General features: G+C 39.9%; 18 protein-coding genes and 1 pseudogene. 15 read left to right on the plus strand and 4 right to left on the minus strand.

Translation table 11 applies throughout. The features are described 5' to 3' along the window. The first annotated feature begins 19 nt into the window (after positions 1-19). Positions 20-1,117 carry a 3-phosphoserine/phosphohydroxythreonine transaminase gene (gene serC / locus EGC80_RS15360; protein ID WP_124013087.1) on the plus strand — a complete coding sequence of 366 codons (1,098 nt, stop codon included), beginning with the start codon at positions 20-22 and terminating at the stop codon, positions 1,115-1,117. Between the two features lie 122 nt (positions 1,118-1,239). Here the strand turns inward: serC and EGC80_RS15365 are convergent, their stop codons facing one another. The 3 genes from EGC80_RS15365 to EGC80_RS15375 form a co-directional block, all read right to left on the minus strand. After that, entirely contained in the window at positions 1,240-2,322 is a 1,083-nt protein-coding gene (locus EGC80_RS15365) for a methyltransferase (RefSeq protein WP_124013088.1), read from the minus strand. A 387-nt stretch (positions 2,323-2,709) separates the two neighbouring features. Then, positions 2,710-4,071, minus strand: coding sequence for an aromatic amino acid transport family protein (locus EGC80_RS15370; RefSeq protein WP_124013089.1), 1,362 nt, complete (start codon positions 4,069-4,071; stop codon positions 2,710-2,712). Positions 4,072-4,774: 703 nt separating this feature from the next. Continuing rightward, positions 4,775-5,965 (minus strand): amino acid aminotransferase, encoded by a 1,191-nt coding sequence (locus EGC80_RS15375; RefSeq protein ID WP_124013090.1) that lies wholly within the window; start codon positions 5,963-5,965, stop codon positions 4,775-4,777. 775 nt (positions 5,966-6,740) lie between these two features. On the opposite strand from EGC80_RS15375, the gene aroA reads away from it, so the two are divergent. From aroA to larA, 14 genes and pseudogenes are all read left to right on the plus strand, one after another. Continuing rightward, entirely contained in the window at positions 6,741-8,021 is a 1,281-nt protein-coding gene (gene aroA, locus EGC80_RS15380) for a 3-phosphoshikimate 1-carboxyvinyltransferase (protein WP_101031214.1), read from the plus strand. 171 nt (positions 8,022-8,192) lie between these two features. Then, positions 8,193-8,882, plus strand: a complete 690-nt coding sequence (gene cmk, locus EGC80_RS15385) for a (d)CMP kinase (protein WP_101031216.1) — start codon at positions 8,193-8,195, stop codon at positions 8,880-8,882. A gap of 114 nt (positions 8,883-8,996) precedes the next feature. Then, a complete protein-coding gene (gene rpsA / locus EGC80_RS15390; protein ID WP_101031218.1) occupies positions 8,997-10,664 on the plus strand; it encodes a 30S ribosomal protein S1 in 1,668 nt (555 codons plus the stop codon). Between the two features lie 77 nt (positions 10,665-10,741). Continuing rightward, the gene (gene ihfB, locus EGC80_RS15395) at positions 10,742-11,029 is read left to right on the plus strand and encodes an integration host factor subunit beta (protein ID WP_124013091.1); all 288 of its coding nucleotides are present in this window, start codon (positions 10,742-10,744) and stop codon (positions 11,027-11,029) included. Between the two features lie 122 nt (positions 11,030-11,151). Next, entirely contained in the window at positions 11,152-11,448 is a 297-nt protein-coding gene (locus EGC80_RS15400) for a lipopolysaccharide assembly protein LapA domain-containing protein (protein WP_124013092.1), read from the plus strand. A gap of 1 nt (position 11,449) precedes the next feature. Then, a complete protein-coding gene (gene lapB, locus EGC80_RS15405; RefSeq protein WP_124013093.1) occupies positions 11,450-12,610 on the plus strand; it encodes a lipopolysaccharide assembly protein LapB in 1,161 nt (386 codons plus the stop codon). Between the two features lie 68 nt (positions 12,611-12,678). After that, the gene (pyrF, locus tag EGC80_RS15410; RefSeq protein ID WP_124013094.1) at positions 12,679-13,377 is read left to right on the plus strand and encodes an orotidine-5'-phosphate decarboxylase; all 699 of its coding nucleotides are present in this window, start codon (positions 12,679-12,681) and stop codon (positions 13,375-13,377) included. 109 nt (positions 13,378-13,486) lie between these two features. Further along, positions 13,487-14,329, plus strand: a complete 843-nt coding sequence (locus EGC80_RS15415) for an SDR family oxidoreductase (RefSeq protein WP_124013095.1) — start codon at positions 13,487-13,489, stop codon at positions 14,327-14,329. 27 nt (positions 14,330-14,356) lie between these two features. Beyond that, positions 14,357-14,908, plus strand: coding sequence for a DUF2058 domain-containing protein (locus tag EGC80_RS15420; protein WP_101031230.1), 552 nt, complete (start codon positions 14,357-14,359; stop codon positions 14,906-14,908). A 784-nt stretch (positions 14,909-15,692) separates the two neighbouring features. Then, positions 15,693-15,924, plus strand: a pseudogene (locus EGC80_RS15425) (IS3 family transposase); the annotation flags it as partial. A gap of 417 nt (positions 15,925-16,341) precedes the next feature. Next, on the plus strand, positions 16,342-17,712 hold the full coding sequence (gene larC, locus EGC80_RS15430; protein ID WP_124013096.1) for a nickel pincer cofactor biosynthesis protein LarC: 1,371 nt from the start codon (positions 16,342-16,344) through the stop codon (positions 17,710-17,712). Positions 17,713-17,721: 9 nt separating this feature from the next. Next, positions 17,722-18,564, plus strand: coding sequence for an ATP-dependent sacrificial sulfur transferase LarE (larE, locus tag EGC80_RS15435; protein WP_206191850.1), 843 nt, complete (start codon positions 17,722-17,724; stop codon positions 18,562-18,564). Positions 18,565-18,577: 13 nt separating this feature from the next. Next, positions 18,578-19,324, plus strand: coding sequence for a nickel pincer cofactor biosynthesis protein LarB (larB, locus tag EGC80_RS15440; RefSeq protein WP_124013097.1), 747 nt, complete (start codon positions 18,578-18,580; stop codon positions 19,322-19,324). A 105-nt stretch (positions 19,325-19,429) separates the two neighbouring features. After that, entirely contained in the window at positions 19,430-20,707 is a 1,278-nt protein-coding gene (gene larA, locus EGC80_RS15445; RefSeq protein ID WP_101031232.1) for a nickel-dependent lactate racemase, read from the plus strand. 448 nt (positions 20,708-21,155) lie between these two features. On the opposite strand, the gene EGC80_RS15450 is transcribed toward larA, so the two are convergent. Next, positions 21,156-21,470, minus strand: coding sequence for a DUF1840 domain-containing protein (locus EGC80_RS15450; RefSeq protein WP_124013098.1), 315 nt, complete (start codon positions 21,468-21,470; stop codon positions 21,156-21,158). Between the last annotated feature and the right edge of the window lie 495 nt (positions 21,471-21,965).

Consider the following 21,965-nt stretch of genomic DNA (forward strand, 5'->3'; position numbering starts at 1 on the left):
TTTGTCAAAGGAGTTGTTTGTGAGCGCAATTTATAATTTCTGTGCTGGACCGGCCATGTTACCTCAAGCTGTGATGCAAAAAGCACAACAGGAATTAATTGATTGGAATGGCCTAGGTGTCTCCGTGATGGAAATCAGTCATCGCAGTAAAGAGTTTATTGCACTGACCGAGCAAGCAGAGGTCACACTTCGCAAGTTGATGAACATCCCTAAAAACTATCATGTGTTATTTATGCATGGTGGTGGCCGCGGCCAATTTTCTAACGTAGTGAATAACTTCTTGGGTGATAACGGTCGGGCGCTTTATTTAGTCAGTGGTCAATGGTCGTCGTCAGCGGTGACAGAAGCGCAAAAACTGGTGGGTGAGCAACATATTGACAGCATCAATATTGTTGAACAGATCAATGGTCTTAACCAGGTGACATTACCCGACTTAAGCACAATCAAGAAAGACTATCGTTATGTGCATTATTGCTCAAACGAAACCGTTGATGGCATCGAAATTTTTGAAGAGTTAACGAGCCCTTGGCCCATCGTTGCTGATTTATCATCAACCATCATGTCCCATGAAATTGATGTCAGCAAATACGGACTCATTTATGCTGGCGCGCAAAAGAACATTGGCCCATCAGGCTTGTCGATTGTGATCGTCCGTGACGATATGCTTAAACTTCCAAGCCTACCGCAGTCATCAATAATGGATTATCGCGTGGCGGTTGAATATGGCTCAATGTTTAATACCCCACCAACGTTTGCTTGGTATTTAGCCTCTGAAGTGTTTGCCTGGTTAGCGGCTAATGGTGGTGTGAGTGCGATGGCTCAATTGAACCAACAAAAAGCGGCGTTACTGTATCATTGTATCGACAATAATCCGTTTTATAAAAACGGCGTCGCACTTAATAACCGCTCACGTATGAACGTGACCTTCCAATTAGTGAATGATGCGCTAAACAGTGAGTTTTTAGTTCAAGCAGAGCAGGTAGGATTAATGGCATTAAAAGGTCATCGTAACGTAGGCGGTATGCGTGCCAGTATTTATAACGCCATGCCGCTAGCCGGTGTAAAAGCCCTGGTTGACTTTATGAATAACTTTGCAGTAAAGCACCATCAAGCCTAACTAACCTTAACCAAAGTTAATCAAGGTTCAGCAATAAAAAAGCGAATGCCGACCAGCATTCGCTTTTTTATGTGGAGAATAAATGACGTGTTGATTAGATGTATAGCAACTTCAGTTAAACACTATTGATAAGTAGGCTTGAGTTTGCAGCGCAGTAAAGTATGACCCAGGCCGATGTTGTCGATGTCTTGATCAACATACAGTCCAGCTTCAATGATCATGTTAAGCATATCTTTACTGTGGTACATCCGACTATTTCCATTGGCAATAGCAGTAAAATACAAAGACGTTGCGTTAACACAATAGGCACCAGCTTCATGGGGTTGCCTGTCCCAATATGTCTCTAAAATACAAAGTTCACTATCAGGTTTCATCGCTGCCACAGTGCGCTTAAGAATAATGCTTATTTGTTGTTTAGAAAAACAATCTAAAAATTGACTCATCCAATATAAATCACCCTCTTGGCAAAAAGGCTTTTCGCTATCGAGTAAATCTGTTTCAAAGGGATGAACGCGATCTGCAACCAACTGTGTTTGTGCATTTTTCATTGCCACAATAAGTTGCCCCGGTAAATCCATAATAGTGACGTGGACGTTTTTATTATAATGGGTGCAGGCAAATGCCCATTTACCGGTATTGCCACCCACATCAACAATATGCGCCGGCTGTGACTTAAATATTAATGGTAATAGGCTGTCAAAAGCATGATCTGAATAGTAATGATCAAACTCAAACCAGCTTTTTTTAGTTTGTTCTGGTAGTTGGCTTAAGCCCGGGTAAATAGTGTCCCAATCGCCAAAGTGTTTAAGCCCTATTGCTTTGCCTTGCTTAAGTGAATCTTCAAGCTCAAACAAGCCTTGATAACAAACATCATGGATGAAGTTTAGGTTTTTTGCGGCCATATCATCATGGAGTAAAAAATAGCCAGTTTTATCGAGGCGGTAATGATTATCTTTACACCAAAAAATGCCCATGCTTAATCCCATATCAAGCAAGACATGAATGGCATATTCAGACAACTCGGAATCTTGGGTAAGCTGAACTAGGCTAATACCTTTCTCACCAACCTCATCAACTTTGGTGAGTAAATCAAATTGACTTAAGCAACGTGCGACTTGAAAACTGACCGGTGCAAACGCTATTTTTTGTGCTTCAAACTTAGCATCAAAAGCAGATATTTTTTTGGGAGATTGATAAAAAGACATTAGTGGTGTTAACTCAACGAAGGCGGTGATATTAATTCAATTCTATCAAAGTAATGTGAATAAGGTTTTGAGCTACTTCTAGTTTTTGTTTTGTGACAAGTTCACAACCGTAATAATGATTTATCGAGCCCCCTCAAGGTTAAAGGTTAACATTGAGAGTTCCGCAAAACAGACTTCATCTATGCTAAACGTTTCCACTGGATAGGTTTTTTTTGCATTCACAACATCAAACGTTATAGACCTTTTCTACTGCTGACTCGGTACTTTTATGGGTAAAACCTTCCCTTATGAAAAAAACAGCGGTGGTTAATTCGCTCAAATAAAAGGGAAGGTATGATGGACTTAGCCCACTTAGCCCACTTAGCTCATTTATCTCACCATTCTCATTTAGCTCAGTAAGCCGAACACAATGGCGGTCATTGACAATAAACCCGTAATGACGACGAAGATGTTGCTCACTCGTCCTCGGTAGGCTTTCAGAGCCGGCACCTTATGTATTGCATACATTGGCATAATATACAAAATAGCAGCAATAACGGGGCCACCAAGCGCCTCGATCATGCCAAGTATACTTGGGTTGATAATCGCCACGGCCCAAGTAGTAATAAACATAAATCCTAAGATAAATTTATCCAATTTGTGACTGTTTTCTGGCTTGCCGCTATTGGGTAATTGCTTAGTAATAATGCCTTTTAAGCCTTCGGTAGCCCCCATATAGTGGCCGAAGAAAGATGAAATAATGGCGATGAAAGCAATCACAGGTGCAACATAGCTGATAAAACCACTTTCATGAACGTTGGCAAGATAAGACAGGATCGGTAGGTTATCGGCTTTTGCTTCTAACAATTGCACCGGTGTTAAGGACAATACACAGGAGAATACGAACAACATCACGAATCCCACTAGCATGATGGTAGTATTGCGTAGTATGACATCGGCCTTGTGGGAGGCATTGGCGCCGTGTTCTTTTTTGAGCGAAACCGAGAACTGGGAGATAGCAGGCGAGTGGTTAAAGGCAAACACAAGCACTGGAATAGTTAACCAGACGGTACCAAGAAAATTAGTGGCCGAAGGCACAACCATAAGAGCATCAAACTTCCAGTCTGGTATTAAATACAATGACATGAAAGCGAGGATCGCGACTAGGGGATAGACTAATATCCGCGTTACAGAGAGCATAAACTTTTCACCTGCGACCATCACAGACATCATGCATAAGATCAGCATGCCCGAAAGTAGCCAGCGCGGAATAGCACTTATTTTATCGATAATTTGCACCCCAGCATCTGTTAATGCTGGCGCACCGTTCTGCAACATTCTTGGGACTTCGGTAAACACGCCTAATTGATTAATAATGAAACTGTCGACGGTATTAGTGATCCCAACGCCGTAGATTAACACAATGGGATAAATGGCTAAAAAATACAGTAAGGTAATGGCTTTACCCGCCCCAATACCAAAATGTTCTTCTACTACCTGGGTGATGTCACTATCAGCAATGGTGGATGAACATAGAAAGCGGGATAGACCACGGTGAGCAAGATAGGTCATAGGGCCAATCATTAGCACCATTAAGACCAATGGCCAAAAGCCACCCATCCCCGCATTAATAGGTAAAAATAAAATTCCGGCACCGACGGCCGTGCCAAACAAGCTCAACATCCAGGTTGTATCCTGACGTGACCAGCCTGTATCTGAAACAACGACAGACTCGGGGATCTCTTGTGCACTTATGGCTTCATTTTGCATAGCTGATTCACCTTGACAACATGTTAAATTCTGCGTCAGGGTACATATTCCTATGGGATATTAGGTATTTACACAGGCATAATATAATAATGTTTAAATATTGGGAGCTATATCCCGATGAGGGAACATTAAATACGACAAGCAGCTTCAATTCATCTACAACCATCACCTACAGATTTAACCGTGCCGTCACCTAAGCACTGCATCGAAAAATATTCATAGTGATTATGATCGGCATTTGGAAGTCATTCATCTCAACTCGGGATAATAAACGTTTATCAAAAAGCCCTTTATTTGGCGATTGAAGTTATCTTGATTTACTATAGGCCAGCGATTGACGCCGCTATGAATACGAGAATACGCCTTGTGAGCAACATAATTGGCAAGCTTGATATTGATGATTTGAAAAGCTATTGATACCTATCAGTTAATCCTATCTCTTATGCCAAGTTGAGATTAACTAATGGATGATGAGTTAACTATAACGAAAGGTTTGTAAACGCTGCCTACGCTGCCTACATTCGATAACATAAATTGCCTATGTTTGGATTTATTTGTCATCAGCTGAACGGGTTAACATCTAGGTCAGTAAGCGATCCTTGGCAAGTCTATTTGAGTAAACTGAGCAACAAAAAGGTCGCAATAAGCGACCTTTTTATTGATTTTTTCTACTTATACTAACGCTTATCAAAATGGGTTTTTGTTATAATACTGCCGCAATAGATTTAGCTAAATAATCAACATTGGTTTGGCTAATACCGGCAATACTGATCCGGCTTGAGCCGACCATGTACACACTGTATTGCTGTTTAAGTATGGCCACTTGTTCAGGGTTAACCCCTAAGAATGAAAACATGCCTTTTTGACGGGCGATAAAACTAAAGTCGCGGTCAACACCATTGGCGGCTAATTGTTCAACCAACATAGTTCGGTTGCCGTTAATACGGTCGCGCATCACTTTGAGCTCAGCTAACCATTGCTGTTTAAGCGCTGGCGAGCCTAAGATGGTTTCAACAATCGCCGCGCCATGGGCAGGGGGCATTGAGTAAATACAGCGAATAACATATAACATTACCGACAGTGCTACGTTAGCCGTTGTACTGTCTTTAGCGACAATGGAACAGGCGCCAATACGCTCACGGTACAAACCAAAGTTTTTTGAGCAAGAGCTGCATAAAATCATGCTTTCTACTGCCGCAGCCATTTGGCGCACGCCGTAGGCATCTTCATCTACGCCGTCACCAAAGCCCTGGTAAGCCATGTCAATTAATGGCGTAAAACCTTGCTTAACCGTAACCTTAACCACTTCATCCCATTGATCGGTGCTTAAATCCATGCCGCTTGGGTTATGACAACATGCATGAAATAACACCACGTCATCTTTATCTATGGTGTTTAACTTCGCTAGCATTTGATCAAATTTAAGTGTTTTGTTGTCGTAGTCATAGTATGGATAGGTTTTAACTGTAATGCCTGCGGCTTCAAATAAACCCGTGTGGTTGGCCCATGTTGGGTCGCTTACCCATAACACTGCGTTAGGATTACAACGCTTAATAAAGTCAGCTGCCACGCGCAGGGCACCAGTTCCGCCTGGCGTTGATACCGTGCGAACGCGATCGGCCAGTAATACACTGTGGCTGGCACCAAAGGCTAATTCGCCCATGAGTTGATTAAATGGTGCTGAGCCTGTTGGTCCTATGTACACTTTTGTTGTTTCGGTGTCTAAACGGATTTTTTCGGCAACTTTTACGCAATCTAAAATAGGTGTGTGGCCAACAGGGTCTTTATAAACACCCACACCTAAATCGACTTTATTGGGATGCTTGTCTGCGCGATATTGTGTCAATAGGCCTAAAATCGGATCGGCTGGCATCGCGGTTAATGAATTAAACATGGATTGACCTTCTTATTTTAAAGTTACACGCATTAGAGCGAAACAAGATACAGGAACTTGGCTTTAGCATAACGTGAATTATACCAATAAAGAACTGCTAAATCAGCCTTATTAGGTCTTACATTGCTAAGCCCTAATTAATCTGGGCAACTAAATCAGACCGTCATTAATGGTCTGAACTGTGCAGATTTGTCGAGAAAAACCTAACTAAAGTTAAAAAATTTCAACTTGAGCATAAAAGTCACCTAAAACATAAAATAACGGTTGAATCCTTGGCGACAATCAGTAACGTAAGCACTATGAAACATTATGAAGTCGATTACTGAGGTTGTTGAGCTGTCGAAGCACCTTTACTCCAATAGATGTTGCAGCGTTTGAGGCCATTTTCTATAAGGCGGAGTTTATGACGTGTTGTTCTAGAGGTGTAACGCTAACGCAGTAAAAAGAAGCCACTGACACAGCCCAAGTTCGGCTAAACGGGCTTGCTTATTTGTAAGCGAGAAGTTTGTAAGCGAGAAGTTTGTTGCAAGGTATTAGCGTAGAATGACTAAGCATCACACCTTACGCCGCATTCTTATATACGCGCTAACCCGTTTATCCCGAACGAATTGGTCTGCCAAAGATTAAATTGATCCTACCAAACTGTATCGAAACATTGCCTTTTACATCAGCCTAAGTTCACGAGGTGATGTAAGGCTTATTTTATCCGGTGAAGCCTTTTACTCATCTGTCGGTCTGTAGACGTTCAATGAGTGCAACACAAAGAAGAGTATTAATGAAACAACTGCGTCTTGACCATATTACCCGCATGAATGGCGAAATTAACATTCCTGGCTCAAAAAGTATTTCAAATCGTGCCTTGCTATTAGCCACGTTGGCCAAAGGCACGACTACGCTAACGAACTTACTCGATTCTGATGATATCCGTTATATGTTGGCGTCGTTAAAACAACTTGGGGTAAATTATCGTCTATCGAATAACAATACCGTTTGTGAGCTCGAGGGAATGGGATCGCCACTGAATAGTGAACAAGCTCAAAGCCTGTTTCTTGGTAATGCAGGCACTGCCATGCGTCCGTTGTGTGCGGCATTAACCTTAGGTCATGGCGAATTTACCTTAACCGGTGAGCCTCGAATGGAAGAACGTCCTATTGGTGATTTAGTTGATGCGTTACGTCAACTTGGCGCCGATGTGACTTATCTTAAAAACGATGGTTTTCCGCCATTAACCATCAAGGCTAAAGGATTAAACGGCGGTGATGTTGAGATTGCGGGTAACTTATCAAGTCAATTCTTAACTGCGCTACTGATGGTGGCACCACTGACCAAAGACAGTGTGAACATTACTATTAAAGGTGAGCTTGTTTCTAAGCCTTATATTGATATTACTATTTCGTTGATGGCCAAGTTTGGTGTCAAGGTGATTAATCATGATTACGCCCGTTTTGAAATTCCATCAGGACAACAATACGTGTCGCCTGGCAAAGTCTTAGTTGAAGGCGATGCCTCATCGGCGTCTTACTTTTTAGCTGCTGGCGCGATCCAAGGTGGTGAAGTTAAAGTAACTGGCGTTGGCCGTTTAAGTATTCAGGGTGATGTTAAGTTTGCCGATGTATTAGCTGAAATGGGCGCAGACATAGAGTGGGGCGATGATTACATTATTGTCCGTCAATCGACCTTAACGGGTATCGACATGGACATGAACCACATTCCTGATGCGGCGATGACCATTGCAACCGCAGCCTTGTTTGCTAAAGGCGTTACCTCTATTCGCAACATTTATAACTGGCGCATTAAAGAAACTGATCGTTTAGCCGCCATGGCAACTGAGTTACGTAAAGTGGGTGCAACGGTTGATGAAGGTCATGATTATATTACCATTACGCCGCCAGCTGTATTAAATACCGCTGCGATTGATACCTATAACGATCATCGTATGGCGATGTGTTTTTCAATATTGGCCTTTGCCGATTGTGGTATCACCATTAACGATCCAGACTGCACATCAAAAACATTCCCGGATTATTTTGCACAATTTGCACAACTGGCAAAATAACACCACATCGACAGATTAAAACACGGCCTTTAACACCATTAAAGGTCGATCTTGGTTTTAATAACCGAAAATTCATCAGTAATTAACATTTATTTGTTATACAATTCGCGCGCTTATTTTGATGAACCCTCGTATGTTTTCAGGGAAGATAGATTATTTTCGGAGCAAATTATGTCAGAACGATCTCCAGTGATCACAGTTGATGGCCCTAGCGGTGCAGGGAAAGGGACAATATGTCAATTATTGGCACAGCATTTAGGATGGCATTTATTAGACAGTGGTGCGATTTATCGTGTTTTAGCCTTAGCCGCTATTCATCATGATGTTGAGCTAGAAAACGAAGAAGCACTGACCTTATTGGCTGCACACCTTGATGTCCAATTTTTAACGGGCAGCCAGACTGATGCCATTAAAGTGGTCCTCGAAGGCGAAGACGTTACCACGACCATTCGCTCACCAGAATGCTCAAATGCTGCCTCTAAAGTGGCGGCATTACCGCGTGTACGTGAGGCATTATTACGTCGCCAACGGGCATTTTGTGCCGCTCCAGGCTTAGTTGCCGACGGACGCGACATGGGTACCGTGGTCTTTTCTAAAGCACCAGTAAAAATATTTTTAACTGCGTCTGCTGAAGAACGGGCGCAAAGACGCTATAATCAGTTGCAGGACAAAGGCTTCGATGTTAAAATCGACCGCCTTTTAGCTGAAATTATCGAGCGAGACGACCGTGATACCAATCGCGCCGCTGCGCCTTTAGTCCCAGCTAATGATGCACTTGTTATTGATACAAGCGGCATAGGCATAGAAGATGTATTGAAGCAAGTGCTTGAATACGTTAGACAAAAAATTACTGTCACGTAACCGAATCCTCGTTTATTGTGCAGTAGGTGTTTGTGTTAAGGATGACACGAATAATATTACTAGACTCCACATCTAGGATGGATGGTGGTTTTATATAATGAAGTAACCTAAAACATGACTGAATCTTTTGCTGATCTATTTGAACAATCCCTTGAAACTTTAGAGTTCCGTCCAGGTTCTATCGTTCGTGGTACAGTTGTTGCCATTGAAAACGGTATGGTACTTGTTGACGCCGGCCTTAAGTCTGAAAGTCCAATCAATGCTGACGAATTCAAAAACGCACAAGGCGTTTTAGAAATTCAAGTTGGTGATGAAGTTGACGTAGCCCTTGACTCTGTTGAAGATGGCTTTGGTGAGACTCAATTGTCTCGCGAAAAAGCTAAGCGTCATGAAGCTTGGATCGTTCTAGAAAAAGCGTACGAAGATGCTGAAACTGTAATCGGTATCATCAATGGTAAAGTTAAAGGTGGTTTCACTGTTGAATTAAACGGTATCCGTGCCTTCTTACCAGGTTCTCTAGTTGACGTGCGCCCAGTTCGCGACACCGCTCACTTAGAGTACAAAGAATTAGAATTCAAAGTTATCAAGCTTGATCAGAAGCGCAACAACGTTGTTGTTTCTCGTCGTGCAGTTATCGAATCTGAAAGCAGTGCTGAACGTGATACTCTTCTTGAGAATCTACAAGAAGGTCAAGCTGTTAAAGGTATCGTTAAAAACCTTACTGACTACGGTGCATTCGTAGACTTGGGTGGTGTTGACGGTCTTTTACATATCACAGATATGGCTTGGAAACGTGTTAAGCACCCATCTGAAATCGTTAATGTTGGTGACGAAATCAACGTTAAAGTACTTAAATATGACCGTGAGCGTACTCGCGTATCATTAGGTCTTAAGCAACTTGGCGAAGATCCATGGTTAGAAATCAGCAAGCGCTACCCAGAAAGCACACGTCTTACTGGTCGCGTAACTAACTTAACTGACTACGGTTGCTTCGTAGAAATCGAAGAAGGCGTTGAAGGTTTAGTTCACGTTTCTGAAATGGATTGGACTAACAAGAACATTCACCCATCTAAAGTTGTTAACTTAGGTGATGAAGTTGAAGTGTTAGTACTAGACATTGACGAAGAGCGTCGTCGTATTTCTCTAGGCCTGAAACAGTGTAAAGTTAACCCATGGGATGACTTCGCAACTCGTTACAACAAAGGCGACAAAGTATCTGGTAAGATCAAGTCAATCACTGACTTCGGTATCTTTATCGGTCTTGACGGTGGAATCGATGGTCTTGTTCACTTATCTGATATTTCTTGGAACGGTACTGGCGAAGATGCAGTATCTGAATACAAGAAAGGCGACGAAATCCATGCAGTGGTTCTTTCAGTAGACCCAGAGCGTGAGCGCATCAGCTTAGGTGTTAAGCAAACTGAAGATGATCCATTCAACGCATACTTAGCTGACAAGAAGAAAGGCACCGTAGTTCACGGTACTGTTTCTGCTGTTGACGCAAAAGGTGTTACAGTTGAATTGGCTGAAACAGTTGAAGGTTATATCCGTGTAGCTGACATCTCTTCAGAACGCATCGAAGATGCATCTACTGTATACTCAGTAGGTAATGCAATCGAAGCTAAGTTCATGGGTGTAGATCGTAAGAACCGTTCTATCAGCTTATCTATCAAAGCGAAAGATGAAGCTGAACAGAAAGAAGCGATTGCTACTTTGAACAAGCAAGATGAAGTTGTAATGAGCAGCGCAATGGCTGAAGCTTTCAAAGCGGCTCGTAAGTAATCGAAAATCGTCTGTTGTATGGGGAATTCCTCCCCATTAGGCGACTGTGTTTGGCTTGATAATATGGGATAGCTAAGATGACAAAATCTGAACTTATCGAAAAACTCGCCACTAGGCAGTCGCAACTGTCGGCGAAGGAAGTGGAAAGTGCAATCAAAGAAATGTTGGAGCAAATGGCAACAACATTAGAAACCGGTGATCGTATAGAAATCCGCGGATTTGGTAGTTTTTCACTTCACTATCGTGCACCACGTATGGGTCGTAATCCAAAAACAGGCACCTCTGTTGATTTGGAAGGCAAGTATGTACCGCACTTTAAGCCGGGTAAAGAACTGCGCGAACGTGTCGATGTTGTTAATCCTTGATTAATGACTGAATAAAAAGCCTCCTTTTGGAGGCTTTTTTATATCTAATGACAGTCAATGCTGGTCAGCCCAGTAAATTTCTTGGATAATCATTATATTGATACACCTTCATGGAGAATAGCGTGAGATCATTTATTGTTGTTGTACTCGTTGGATTGTTGTTTGTTTTAGCTTTATTATTTGGTGCTAAAAATGAACAAGTCGTCACTTTAAGTTACTTTATTGCTGAAGGGCAATATCGTTTGCCTATAGTACTTGCCGTGGTCTTTTTCTGCGGGTTTATTCTCAGCTGGATATTTGCAAGCTACCACATCATTAAGCTAAAACTTGCGTTGCGTAAAAGTAACAAAGCCCTTAAAAAGTTTACCGCTGTAGAGGCAACCAGTGTTGCTTTAACGCCTAAGGATCAAGTCGTCTAGTATGCTAGAAATCTTGTTCTTGTTATTGCCTATCGCTGCCGGTTACGGATGGTACATGGGACGACGCAGTATTCGTCATAGCGATAGCCAGCAGAGTAAAAAATTAAGCCGAGATTATTTTACTGGGTTTAACTTTTTACTGTCTAACGAGTCTGATAAAGCGGTTGATTTATTTATCAGCATGCTTGATGTTGACGATGAAACCATCGACACCCATTTATCGTTAGGTTCGTTATTTCGTAAACGGGGTGAAGTAGACCGTTCAATACGTATCCATCAGAACTTGATTGCCAGGCCCAGCTTGACCAACGAGCAACGTGACATCGCGATGATGGAGTTAGGTAAAGATTATATGGCCGCTGGGTTTTATGACCGCGCCGAAGAAATCTTTAGCAACTTAGTCAGTCAAGATGACCACAGTGAAGAATCAGAAACACAACTTCTGTTAATCTACCAAGTGACTAAAGAGTGGCAAAAGGCCATCGATATCACTAAGCGTCTACCTCGAAAACGCCAACAAGTGCTTAAACACACCACGGCACATTTTTATTGTCAATTAGCTGATGAAGCCAATAACGACGCTGACAAAATCAAAAAATTGCACCAAGCGATTAAACAAGACGCTCAATGCGGTCGGGCTTGGTTAACCTTAGCTAAAATTTATCTTGATGCTGGTCAGTTTGAGTTATGCAAGCAGGCGATCCAACAGCTGAAATTGGCCGATATTGATTTATTTGCTGATGCCGTTTCAATTGCAAAGCAAGTGTATCGAGACACCCAAGATCCAGAAGGTTTTAACGAACTGCTTGCAGAGGCCATTGCCGACGGCGCAGGTGCCAGTGTGGTTATCGCACTTGCCGAGCACAAAATAAGCCTTAATCAACATCAAAGTGCTGAAACCATGATGCTCGATAACTTATATCATCATCCGACCATGAAAGGGTTTCAGCATTTAATGCAATTGCACATTAAACAAGCTGAAGATGGCCAAGCGAAACAAAGTTTATCTATGCTCGAACAGCTTGTTGAACAACAAATTAAATTCCGTCCTAGTTACCGCTGTATTGCCTGCGGTTTCCCCTCTCACGGTTTATATTGGCATTGTCCATCATGTAAACAGTGGGGCAGCATCAAACGGATCAAAGGGCTCGACGGTGAATAATTTTATCATTACCATTTAGATACCCTATAATAAAGGCATTAAAATAAGCTATGGCCGCTGGAGTTCCAATGACGAAGAAATCAATTGTAGTCGCCCTCGATTATCATAATAAAAATGACGCATTGACCTTTATTGATAAACTTGACCCAGATATGTGTCGTCTAAAAATCGGCAAAGAGATGTTTACGTTATTCGGGCCAGATCTGGTTAACGATATCCATAATCGTAACTTCGATTTATTCCTAGATTTGAAATTCCATGATATTCCCAATACGGTGGCAAAAGCCGTTACCGCCGCCGCTGATCTAGGCGTGTGGATGACTAACGTGCACGCCAGCGGAGGGCTTGCCATGATGCAGGCCGCTAAACAAGCTTTGGTGCCATTTGGTCAAGATGCACCATTGTTGATAGCCGTTACCGTATTAACATCAATGTCAGATGAAGACTTAGTCTTACTTGGCATCAATGTCCCTGTATTTGAACATGTATTGCGCTTAGCAAAACTGACTCATCAAGCTGAGTTAGATGGGGTTGTGTGCTCCGCTCAAGAAGCTAAATTGCTTAAATCATCATTTGGACAAGACTTTACCTTAGTGACACCGGGTATTCGTCCCGCAGGCAGTGATACTGGTGATCAACAGCGTGTCATGACGCCACAACAAGCTATTACAGCGGGGTCAGATTATTTGGTGATTGGTCGACCAATTACTCAAGCTGTGGATCCATTAGCAGCGCTTAAGGCTATTTATCAATCACTGCATGTTTGATCCGTTCTTGTTGTAAAAGCATCATTGAAAAAGTTATATTTTCTGTCTATGTCGTCAGCAAAATAGACTTATCTACATCAACAAAAACACACAGAAATAAGGGATGACTATGTCTGATAACACAAGGTTTGATAACACAAGGTTTGATTACACAGGTAAAAATGTGGTGGTGGTGGGTGGCACCTCTGGCATTAATCTGCAAGTTGCCATTCAATTTGCAAAAGCCGGCGCGAATGTTGCCGTTGCGAGTCGCAGTCTTGATAAAGTAAACGCTGCGGTTGCGTTACTCAATCAAGCTAATCCCAGAGCGAATCATTTAGGCGTGAGTTTTGATGTACGTGACAACGATGCGTTAACCATTGGCTTTGATAAAATCGCCGCTACATATGGGCACATTGATGTACTGGTAAGTGGCGCGGCGGGTAATTTCCCAGCCAGTGCAGCAAAGTTATCTAATAATGGTTTTAAATCAGTTATTGATATTGATTTAATTGGCAGTTTTCAAGTATTAAAACAAGCCTATCCACTGTTATCACGTCCCAACGGCAGCATTATTCAAATTTCAGCCCCGCAAGCGTATATCGCGATGCCGTTGCAAGTGCATGTTTGCGCCGCCAAAGCCGGAGTCGATATGCTAACCCGCACATTAGCGCTAGAGTGGGGAGTTGAAGGGATCAGGATTAATTCTATTGTACCTGGCCCCATTGAAGATACCGAAGGCTTTAACCGTTTAGCGCCCAGTGATGAATTACAACAACGGGTCGCTAATAGTGTGCCGTTAAAACGCAATGGCAAAGGCCAAGATATTGCCAATGCGGCCTTATTCCTGGCATCTGACATGGCATCATACATCACAGGTGTCGTGTTGCCTGTTGATGGTGGTTGGTCATTAGGTGGCGCCAGCACTGCTATGACTGAGTTAGGTGACATGGCCGCAAAGCAAGGTTTATAAAACTCAACAAAATTAAAGGTAAATAACATGGCCAATGCATTACAAGATCAATTGCTTAAAGCAGGTCTTGCCAGTAAACAAAAAGTTCGTGACGTAAAAACTCAAAAAAAGCGTAATAAAAAATCAAAGATAGATGATGGTAGCGATGCATTAAAGCAACAAATCGCCGAGCAAAAAAATGCTCAAAACCTCAAAGACAAAGCCTTAAATGAGCAGCGTTTTGCTGAGGCATCTGAAAAAGGTCAAGTACGAGGATTGATCACTGAGTTTTCTAAATTCGCTATTACTGTGGGCAAAGATGCCGAGATTAAGTTTAACTTCACCTTAGAAAACAAGATCTATTCCGTTTATATTACCGATAAAATTCAAGCTGATTTACTTAACGGCACCTTGGGCATTGTCCGTCATGAAGAAAAAAGCTACATAGTGCCGCATAAACTGGCAGAACGAGTCAAGTTACTGGTACCACAATGGTGTGGCTATTTATGGGATAAAGCCGCTAAAGATTCAGTAGAGCAGGTGAGTGATGCCGACGATCCTTATGCTAACTACGCCATCCCTGATGATTTAATGTGGTAAGCATTATCCCCAAGACTCCTTAACATGCTTGTTTCAGAGCTCCCATAGGGTAACTTAACAAGGCAGTGATTAAAGAGAATGGTTACTGCCTTTTTATTATCACTATTGCTAAATCCCAAGTCCAAGAACTTAGGTTATACAGCTTAGGCTATAGAACTTAGGCTATAGAACTTGGGTGATAGAAGTGAAGCATCCTCGAAAGACGAAATCCGCCTAAAACCTAGCAGATCGCAGGTTGCTCTAGCTACCGAAAGTGGCCTATTCCTAGAATCTTGAACACTGTCACTTCTCGATATGCTGGTTCCTGTATATCGAGGTTGTTAGGTATAGACTGACAGGGTGTTTATTGCTGCCGACTTTCACTTTAATAATATTAAAATAGTTGTAGCAAAGGCTAGGCAAGTAAACGATGTCTCATTTATAGATTACCCTTTTTTTATCTTCCCTATTGGCATTTCTGCCTATATTAATTTTTACTGCCATTGGCTTTGCACCAATACTCATTCAGCTACACTCATAAGGATAATGACAGTCCATACTGAATGGCACTTCGGAGTTGAATTCGGGAGGGTTAACCACTTGATACCAAGAATGACTTCAATCTGTTCTTAATGACCATTGATGATGGTTTCTTGCTTAGCTTCAGCCCTAGGGACCACTCATATCTTATAGGTTTTGGTTCATTGTTTGACGTATTTTGGCGCCATTCGCCTAGGTCCATTGCTTATTATCCGTTTTACTATCACAGCAAACATCGGATAATACAGCGTTTTTTTGCAAAGAATACGCATTCCACAACGAATATCGTCATAGCAGGATCCTGTTTGTTACACCGAGCCAGCGCCATGATGGCCTTGACGTTGAAATACTAAGCAAACCAAAAGCGTTGTATCAGGAAAAAGAAATGAGCATGGTGAACTATGGTCAAAAGAGAACGACGGACAAAAGATGAGTGGAACGGCCAGACAATTGGTGAACTTGAGTTAAATCCAGAGCGGCACAAAGAAGTTACTTAACAATATAGCCAACAACTGCCATAAAAAACACCACTAGTTCGGATCTTTTTTGTATTTTTATAAAGTGGCTATTATTTCATCTTTTAGCCCTTCTTTGAGTTCTACCATTTTCGTTAACCGAAGATCTCTTTAATATTCAATGTGGTCAATGGGTTATGTATCAAATGAATATTATGTCTTATCATCTTTTATAATCATCATTCGTTTGTAGAAATCTAGGTGAATTATTAACTCAAATATTACATTTGTATTTTTTCGATTACATCACAAACTACGATCGCCTCCTGTGTCAGAATAGGGTACTTATTTTTCAAAAAATCATAGAATTATAGAATAATATGAGATGAAAAATATGACGATTTAATAATGGATAGAGAATTTTAAAATTACATAATATTATTTAGGAGGGGGAACAAAATGACAATACTATATTACGATTGCTTTTCAGGAATAAGCGGCGACATGAATCTAGGAGCAATGGTAGATGTAGGAGTCGATTTTGAATATCTAACTGAAATGCTAAATAAATTATCAGTCAAAAATGAATTTTATTTACATAGATCCAGAAAACAAAAAATGGGAATAGAAGGAACAAAGATTGATGTGATTTTAAATAAAGAAAATCATGAACATACCAATCATTCACATGAAGCTAAACATACCCATCATCATTCACATGAAGCTAAACATACCCATCATCATTCACATGAAGCTGAACATACTCATCATCATTCACATGAAGCTGAACATACTCATAATAATAATAACGCCGATGATCACCATCATAAACACCAACATAGAAATCTAGAAAGTATCAAGAAAATAATTAATGATGCTCCATATAATAAAAATATAAAGACGTTAAGTATCAATATGTTTATGGAGGTGGCTAAAGCAGAGGCCAAAGTTCATGGTAAAACAATTGAGGAGATTCATTTTCACGAAGTTGGAGCCGTCGACTCAATAGTTGATATTATAGGTGCCGCAATATGTTTTGATTATTTGAATGTTGATAAAATTATTTCATCCTCTGTAGAACTAGGAGGAGGTTTTGTAAAGTGTGCTCATGGGGTTATACCTGTACCGGCACCTGCAACTGTAGAGATTTTAAAAAATACTCCTGTAACATTGGGGAAAGTTAATTTTGAAACAACGACGCCTACAGGAGCTGCAATATTAAAAGCTAATGTAAATGAATTCACAAGCAAATTGAATTTTAATATTATAAAAACAGGATACGGATTAGGGACAAAAGATTTTGATATTCCAAATATGCTCAGAGTCTATATTGCAACGGAAATTGAAGAAGAAATTGGTAAATCAAGTACTGTCAAAGAAGAAAATAACGATTTTGATATAGAAGAACAAATCATTATCGAAGTTAATATAGATGATATGAATCCTGAGCTGTATGAAGCTATTGAAGAAAAGTTATTTGATAACGGTGCCCTAGATGTATATAAAACAAATATATTAATGAAAAAAAACAGACCTGCTATAAAACTTACCGTGTTAACTACAGTCGAACTTCTAAACAAAATTGAAAATATTTTATTTATGGAAACAACTACTCTAGGAATTAGAGAGTATCCTGTAAAAAAGAAGATGTTAAAAAGAACTTTCGAAAAAATCCAAACTAAATTTGGAGAGGTGGATATTAAAAAAGGTCTTTTGAATGGCAAGGTTGTTAAAATAAAGCCTGAATATGAAACTTGTAAAAAATTAGCAAAAATAAATAACGTTTCTATTTTGGATATATATTCAGAGGTGTCAACGTTAATTAAGTAAGAGACGATTATGAATAAAGGTAGAATATATCAAGACGTGTCAGATTCAATTTTTATGGAGAAGGTTATGAGTGAAAAATATATAGAATTAGTTAGTTATTTAAAAGGGTTGAAAAGAGTATTAGTAGCATTTTCAGGTGGTGTAGACAGTACTTTTTTGCTAAAAGCAGCTAAAGATGCGTTAGGCGATAATGCAGCCGCCGTCACAGTAAATTCACCATATATCCCAAGCTGGGAAATAGAAGAAGCAAAAGAATTTACAGAAAAAATGGGAATAAAACATGACTTTATTAAAGTTGGGATTATAGATGAAATAAAAAATAATCCTAGCGATAGATGTTATCTATGTAAAAAAGCTTTATTTTCTATGATTAAAGAAAAAGCTATAAATGAAGGTTTTGATTATGTAATCGATGGAACTAATCTTGATGATATAAAAGATTACCGCCCTGGAATTAAAGCCTTAAATGAATTGAAAATTGTAAGTCCTCTACTGGAATGTAAAATCACAAAATCTGATGTTAGGGAAATGTCAAAGGATCTCAACCTTTTGACTTGGAATAAGCCGGCCGGTGCATGTTTATTGACAAGAATTCCTTTCGATACGAGGCTAGAAATTGATGATATTAATAGGATAGAGAAAGCTGAAAAGTATTTAAGAGATAAAGGTATTGCTGCTGTAAGAGTCCGTTCTCATGGAGATCTGGCAAGAATTGAAATAGACCCAACAATAAGAGATCAATTATTTAATACAGATTTTCTAGATGAGATATCAAGAAAGTTAAAAGAATATGGGTTTAAGTACGTAACTATAGATGCAGCAGGTTATAAAATGGGAAGTTTAAATAGCTAAGGGGTATTTTAAAATGACTGAAGTTGAAATTAAAAAAATATTAAACGCAATTAAAGATAGTGATTTAAGTGTTGATGATGCTTTTGATAATCTAAAAGAACTTCCATTCAAAGATCTAGGTTTTGCTATGATAGATAATCATAGAGAGATCAGAGTAGGTTGTCCTGAGGTGATCTACGGTGGTGGTAAGACTACTGAGCAAATAAGAGAAATTATTAAATTTATGCTTACCAAAAAAAATAATATCTTAGCAACGAGAGTAGGCGATGAAGTATATGAAGCTGTAAAAGATTTCGATCCTAGATTAATGTATAACAAATTAGGACGAACTATTACCCTCGAATTAAATGCCATTAAAAAGACAGAAGATTATATTGCTATTATATCAGCAGGAACATCCGACATTCCTGTGGTTGAAGAAGCAAAAGAAACAGCTCTTATTCTTGGAAATAAAGTAAAAATTATAAATGATGTTGGTGTAGCCGGAATACATAGGCTTTTTTCAAAATTAGATGTGATTAGGAAGGCAAAAGTTATTATAGTTGTTGCAGGCATGGAAGGAGCTCTTGCTAGTGTTATAGGTGGACTGGTAGAGAAACCAATCATTGCTGTTCCGACAAGTGTAGGATATGGAGCCTCACTAAATGGAATCGCTGCACTACTATCAATGCTCAACAGTTGTGCTAGTGGCGTCAGTGTTGTGAATATAGATAATGGATTTGGTGCTGCATATAATGCAAGTATCATCAATAAATTGTAATGTAATGTTAAAATATGTGACGGTGTACTTAACAATACTTACTGCTATAGTTTACAATTCGTTAGTTTAAAAATATTACTTTTTATTTATTAGGAGGATTTACTTATGTTTCAGAAAATAAAAATGCCTTATGCTAAGAAAACTGTAGAGATTTCAATAGAAAAAAAATATCTTCAAGCAGTATTAATACCACAAACTGACGAATTTGATCCAAAAATGACTCAAGAAGAAATTGTTCTAAAATCTTTAGAGAATCCGATTGGCACAAAAAAATTATCAGAATTAGCCGTCGGAAAGAATAAAATTGTATTTGTTACCAGCGATCACACAAGACCACTTCCTAGTAGAGTAACTGTTCCATTGATATTAAAAGAGATAAGGAAAGGTAATCCAGATGCTGAGATAACTATTCTTATTGCTACAGGATTTCATCGACCTACTACTAGAGAAGAATTGATTTATAAAATGGGAGAAGAAGTAGTTGATAATGAAATAATTTGTAATCACATATCAACTAACGATGAAGATCAAGTATTTATGGGTACTCTGCCTTCTGGAGGTGACCTTTATTTAAATAAATTAGCTATGGAAGCTGATTTATTAATAGCTGAAGGATTTATCGAAGCCCATTTCTTCGCAGGATTTTCAGGTGGAAGAAAAAGTATATTACCAGGCATAGCTTCAGCTAAAACAATAATGTATAACCACAACTCAGAATTTATAAGCAATCCTAAATCTAGAACTGGGAACCTTGAAGATAATCCTATCCATAAAGATATGATATACGCAGCTAAACAATCTAAATGTGCATTTATCCTAAACACTGTAATCAATGGTGAAAAAGATATAATTGGATGTTTTACCGGAGATATAAGTGAAGCACATCTCGTAGGGTGTAAATTTGTTGATGATTTAGCTGCTGTAAAGAAAAATATTGCAGACATTGGCGTAACAACAAATGGCGGCTATCCTCTAGATCAAAATATATATCAAACTGTCAAAGGGCTAACTGCTGCTGAAGCCACTACAAGAGAAGGTGGAGTATTAATCGCACTCTCATCTTGTGTTGATGGACATGGAGGAGAAGGATTCTATAATAGTGTCGCATCAGCAAAAAATGCTAATGAAATTTTGGAAAAAGTAGCTAACATCAAAAAAGAAGATACTCTTCCTGACCAATGGGAATTTCAAATTTTAGCAAGATTATTATCTAAATATACAGTTATAATTGTAACTGATGAATGTGACCCTAAAATAATAACAGATATGCATATGGAGCATGCCTTTACTTTTGATGAAGCATTAGAAAAAGCGAGATCAATTGTTGGTAAAGAAGCAACAATTACAGTGGTTCCAGATGGCGTGGCTACAATTGTAAAATAAATAGCACTGCTTTATATTTTATATAAACCTCAACATTAATGTTGAGGTTTTTTTATGAGAAAAACAATAAAAAATATATCTACTATCGCAACAGGTTTAATTTTTTCCAAACCCAAAGCATTAAGAGGTAGGTAGATGATATCACCAACTAACCGCTTATTTTTATTCCAGGATATCAATTTTCTTTTTGAATATAATGATTTAAAAGATTAAAAGATGCGGATGTCGTGCCTTGTATGACTGAGTACATAGGGTAACAGGCATTCCTAGCGGAACAGGTCGTCAAGGATTTAACCAGAAAATCTGCAGACGCAGCACGGGAACCATCATGATTAACTGCAAGATAGCATTCCACTTACCCAGAAGCTGCGTCCGACGTCACGTCAACTACACCTTGTCTTGTCATCAGCGACCAGAATTCAACTAACGACGGCAGGCCTAGGTTGGATTATTTATTGTGGTCCCACATTACATTGGATTCCCCCTTGACTGCAGCCCTGAGCAATTCGAGTAAAGGCATGGCCCGATGCGACAGACTGACGGTCGGTGCGCCGTTATCGTCTTCCTCGTCTTTCATAGATGCTTTTGGCTCTGGCAACTGCTCGAGCGCAGCCTCCAGACTCACCAGCGCTGGCTGAACATCTTCTGCATAAAGAGCACTGGGAACCGTACCGCTGTGCCCCATCATTTTAAGCAGCCGAATCGCCACGTCACCAAACATCGTTATGTCCCCGTAGGCAGGACTGGAAAAAGTTACTAGCATAATTGCTTCCTCTCTATTGAGTCGTTCACTTATTGGGATAGCTTCAGCCCTCCAATACTACAATTGGATTACAGCATCTTTGCGCACCTATTATCCTCTCAAGTTTGACAGTCTTTAATGGACTTGCGACTTAGACAGGTATTAATAGGTTGCTCTTACCGTTTATGCTGCATCATTGTTGTAAATAGGTAAAGCTATTCATTTTTTTGGTGTCACGAGTTAACTTGGTAAATTCAATTTTTAAATTGAGGTGTTGTACCCAAAGCTGATACAAGGTTGTGATTAAGCATGGAGGAATTAAACAAATTAAGATAGAGGAATAATAAGGAAATATAATGAAAAACAGATCGGTACCGCTGTGATCGCCAGCGCTATTTGCATGCCAAGCATGGCCACGCTAGAGGTCGATGTATACATGGGTATCGATTAACACACCACGACACTAGCCAATACTAATTCAATCACAACAAGTGCGGATGGGCCGAATATCGAGCC

The organism is Shewanella psychromarinicola (assembly GCF_003855155.1).
In the GTDB taxonomy this organism is placed as follows: Bacteria; Pseudomonadota; Gammaproteobacteria; order Enterobacterales; family Shewanellaceae; genus Shewanella; species Shewanella psychromarinicola.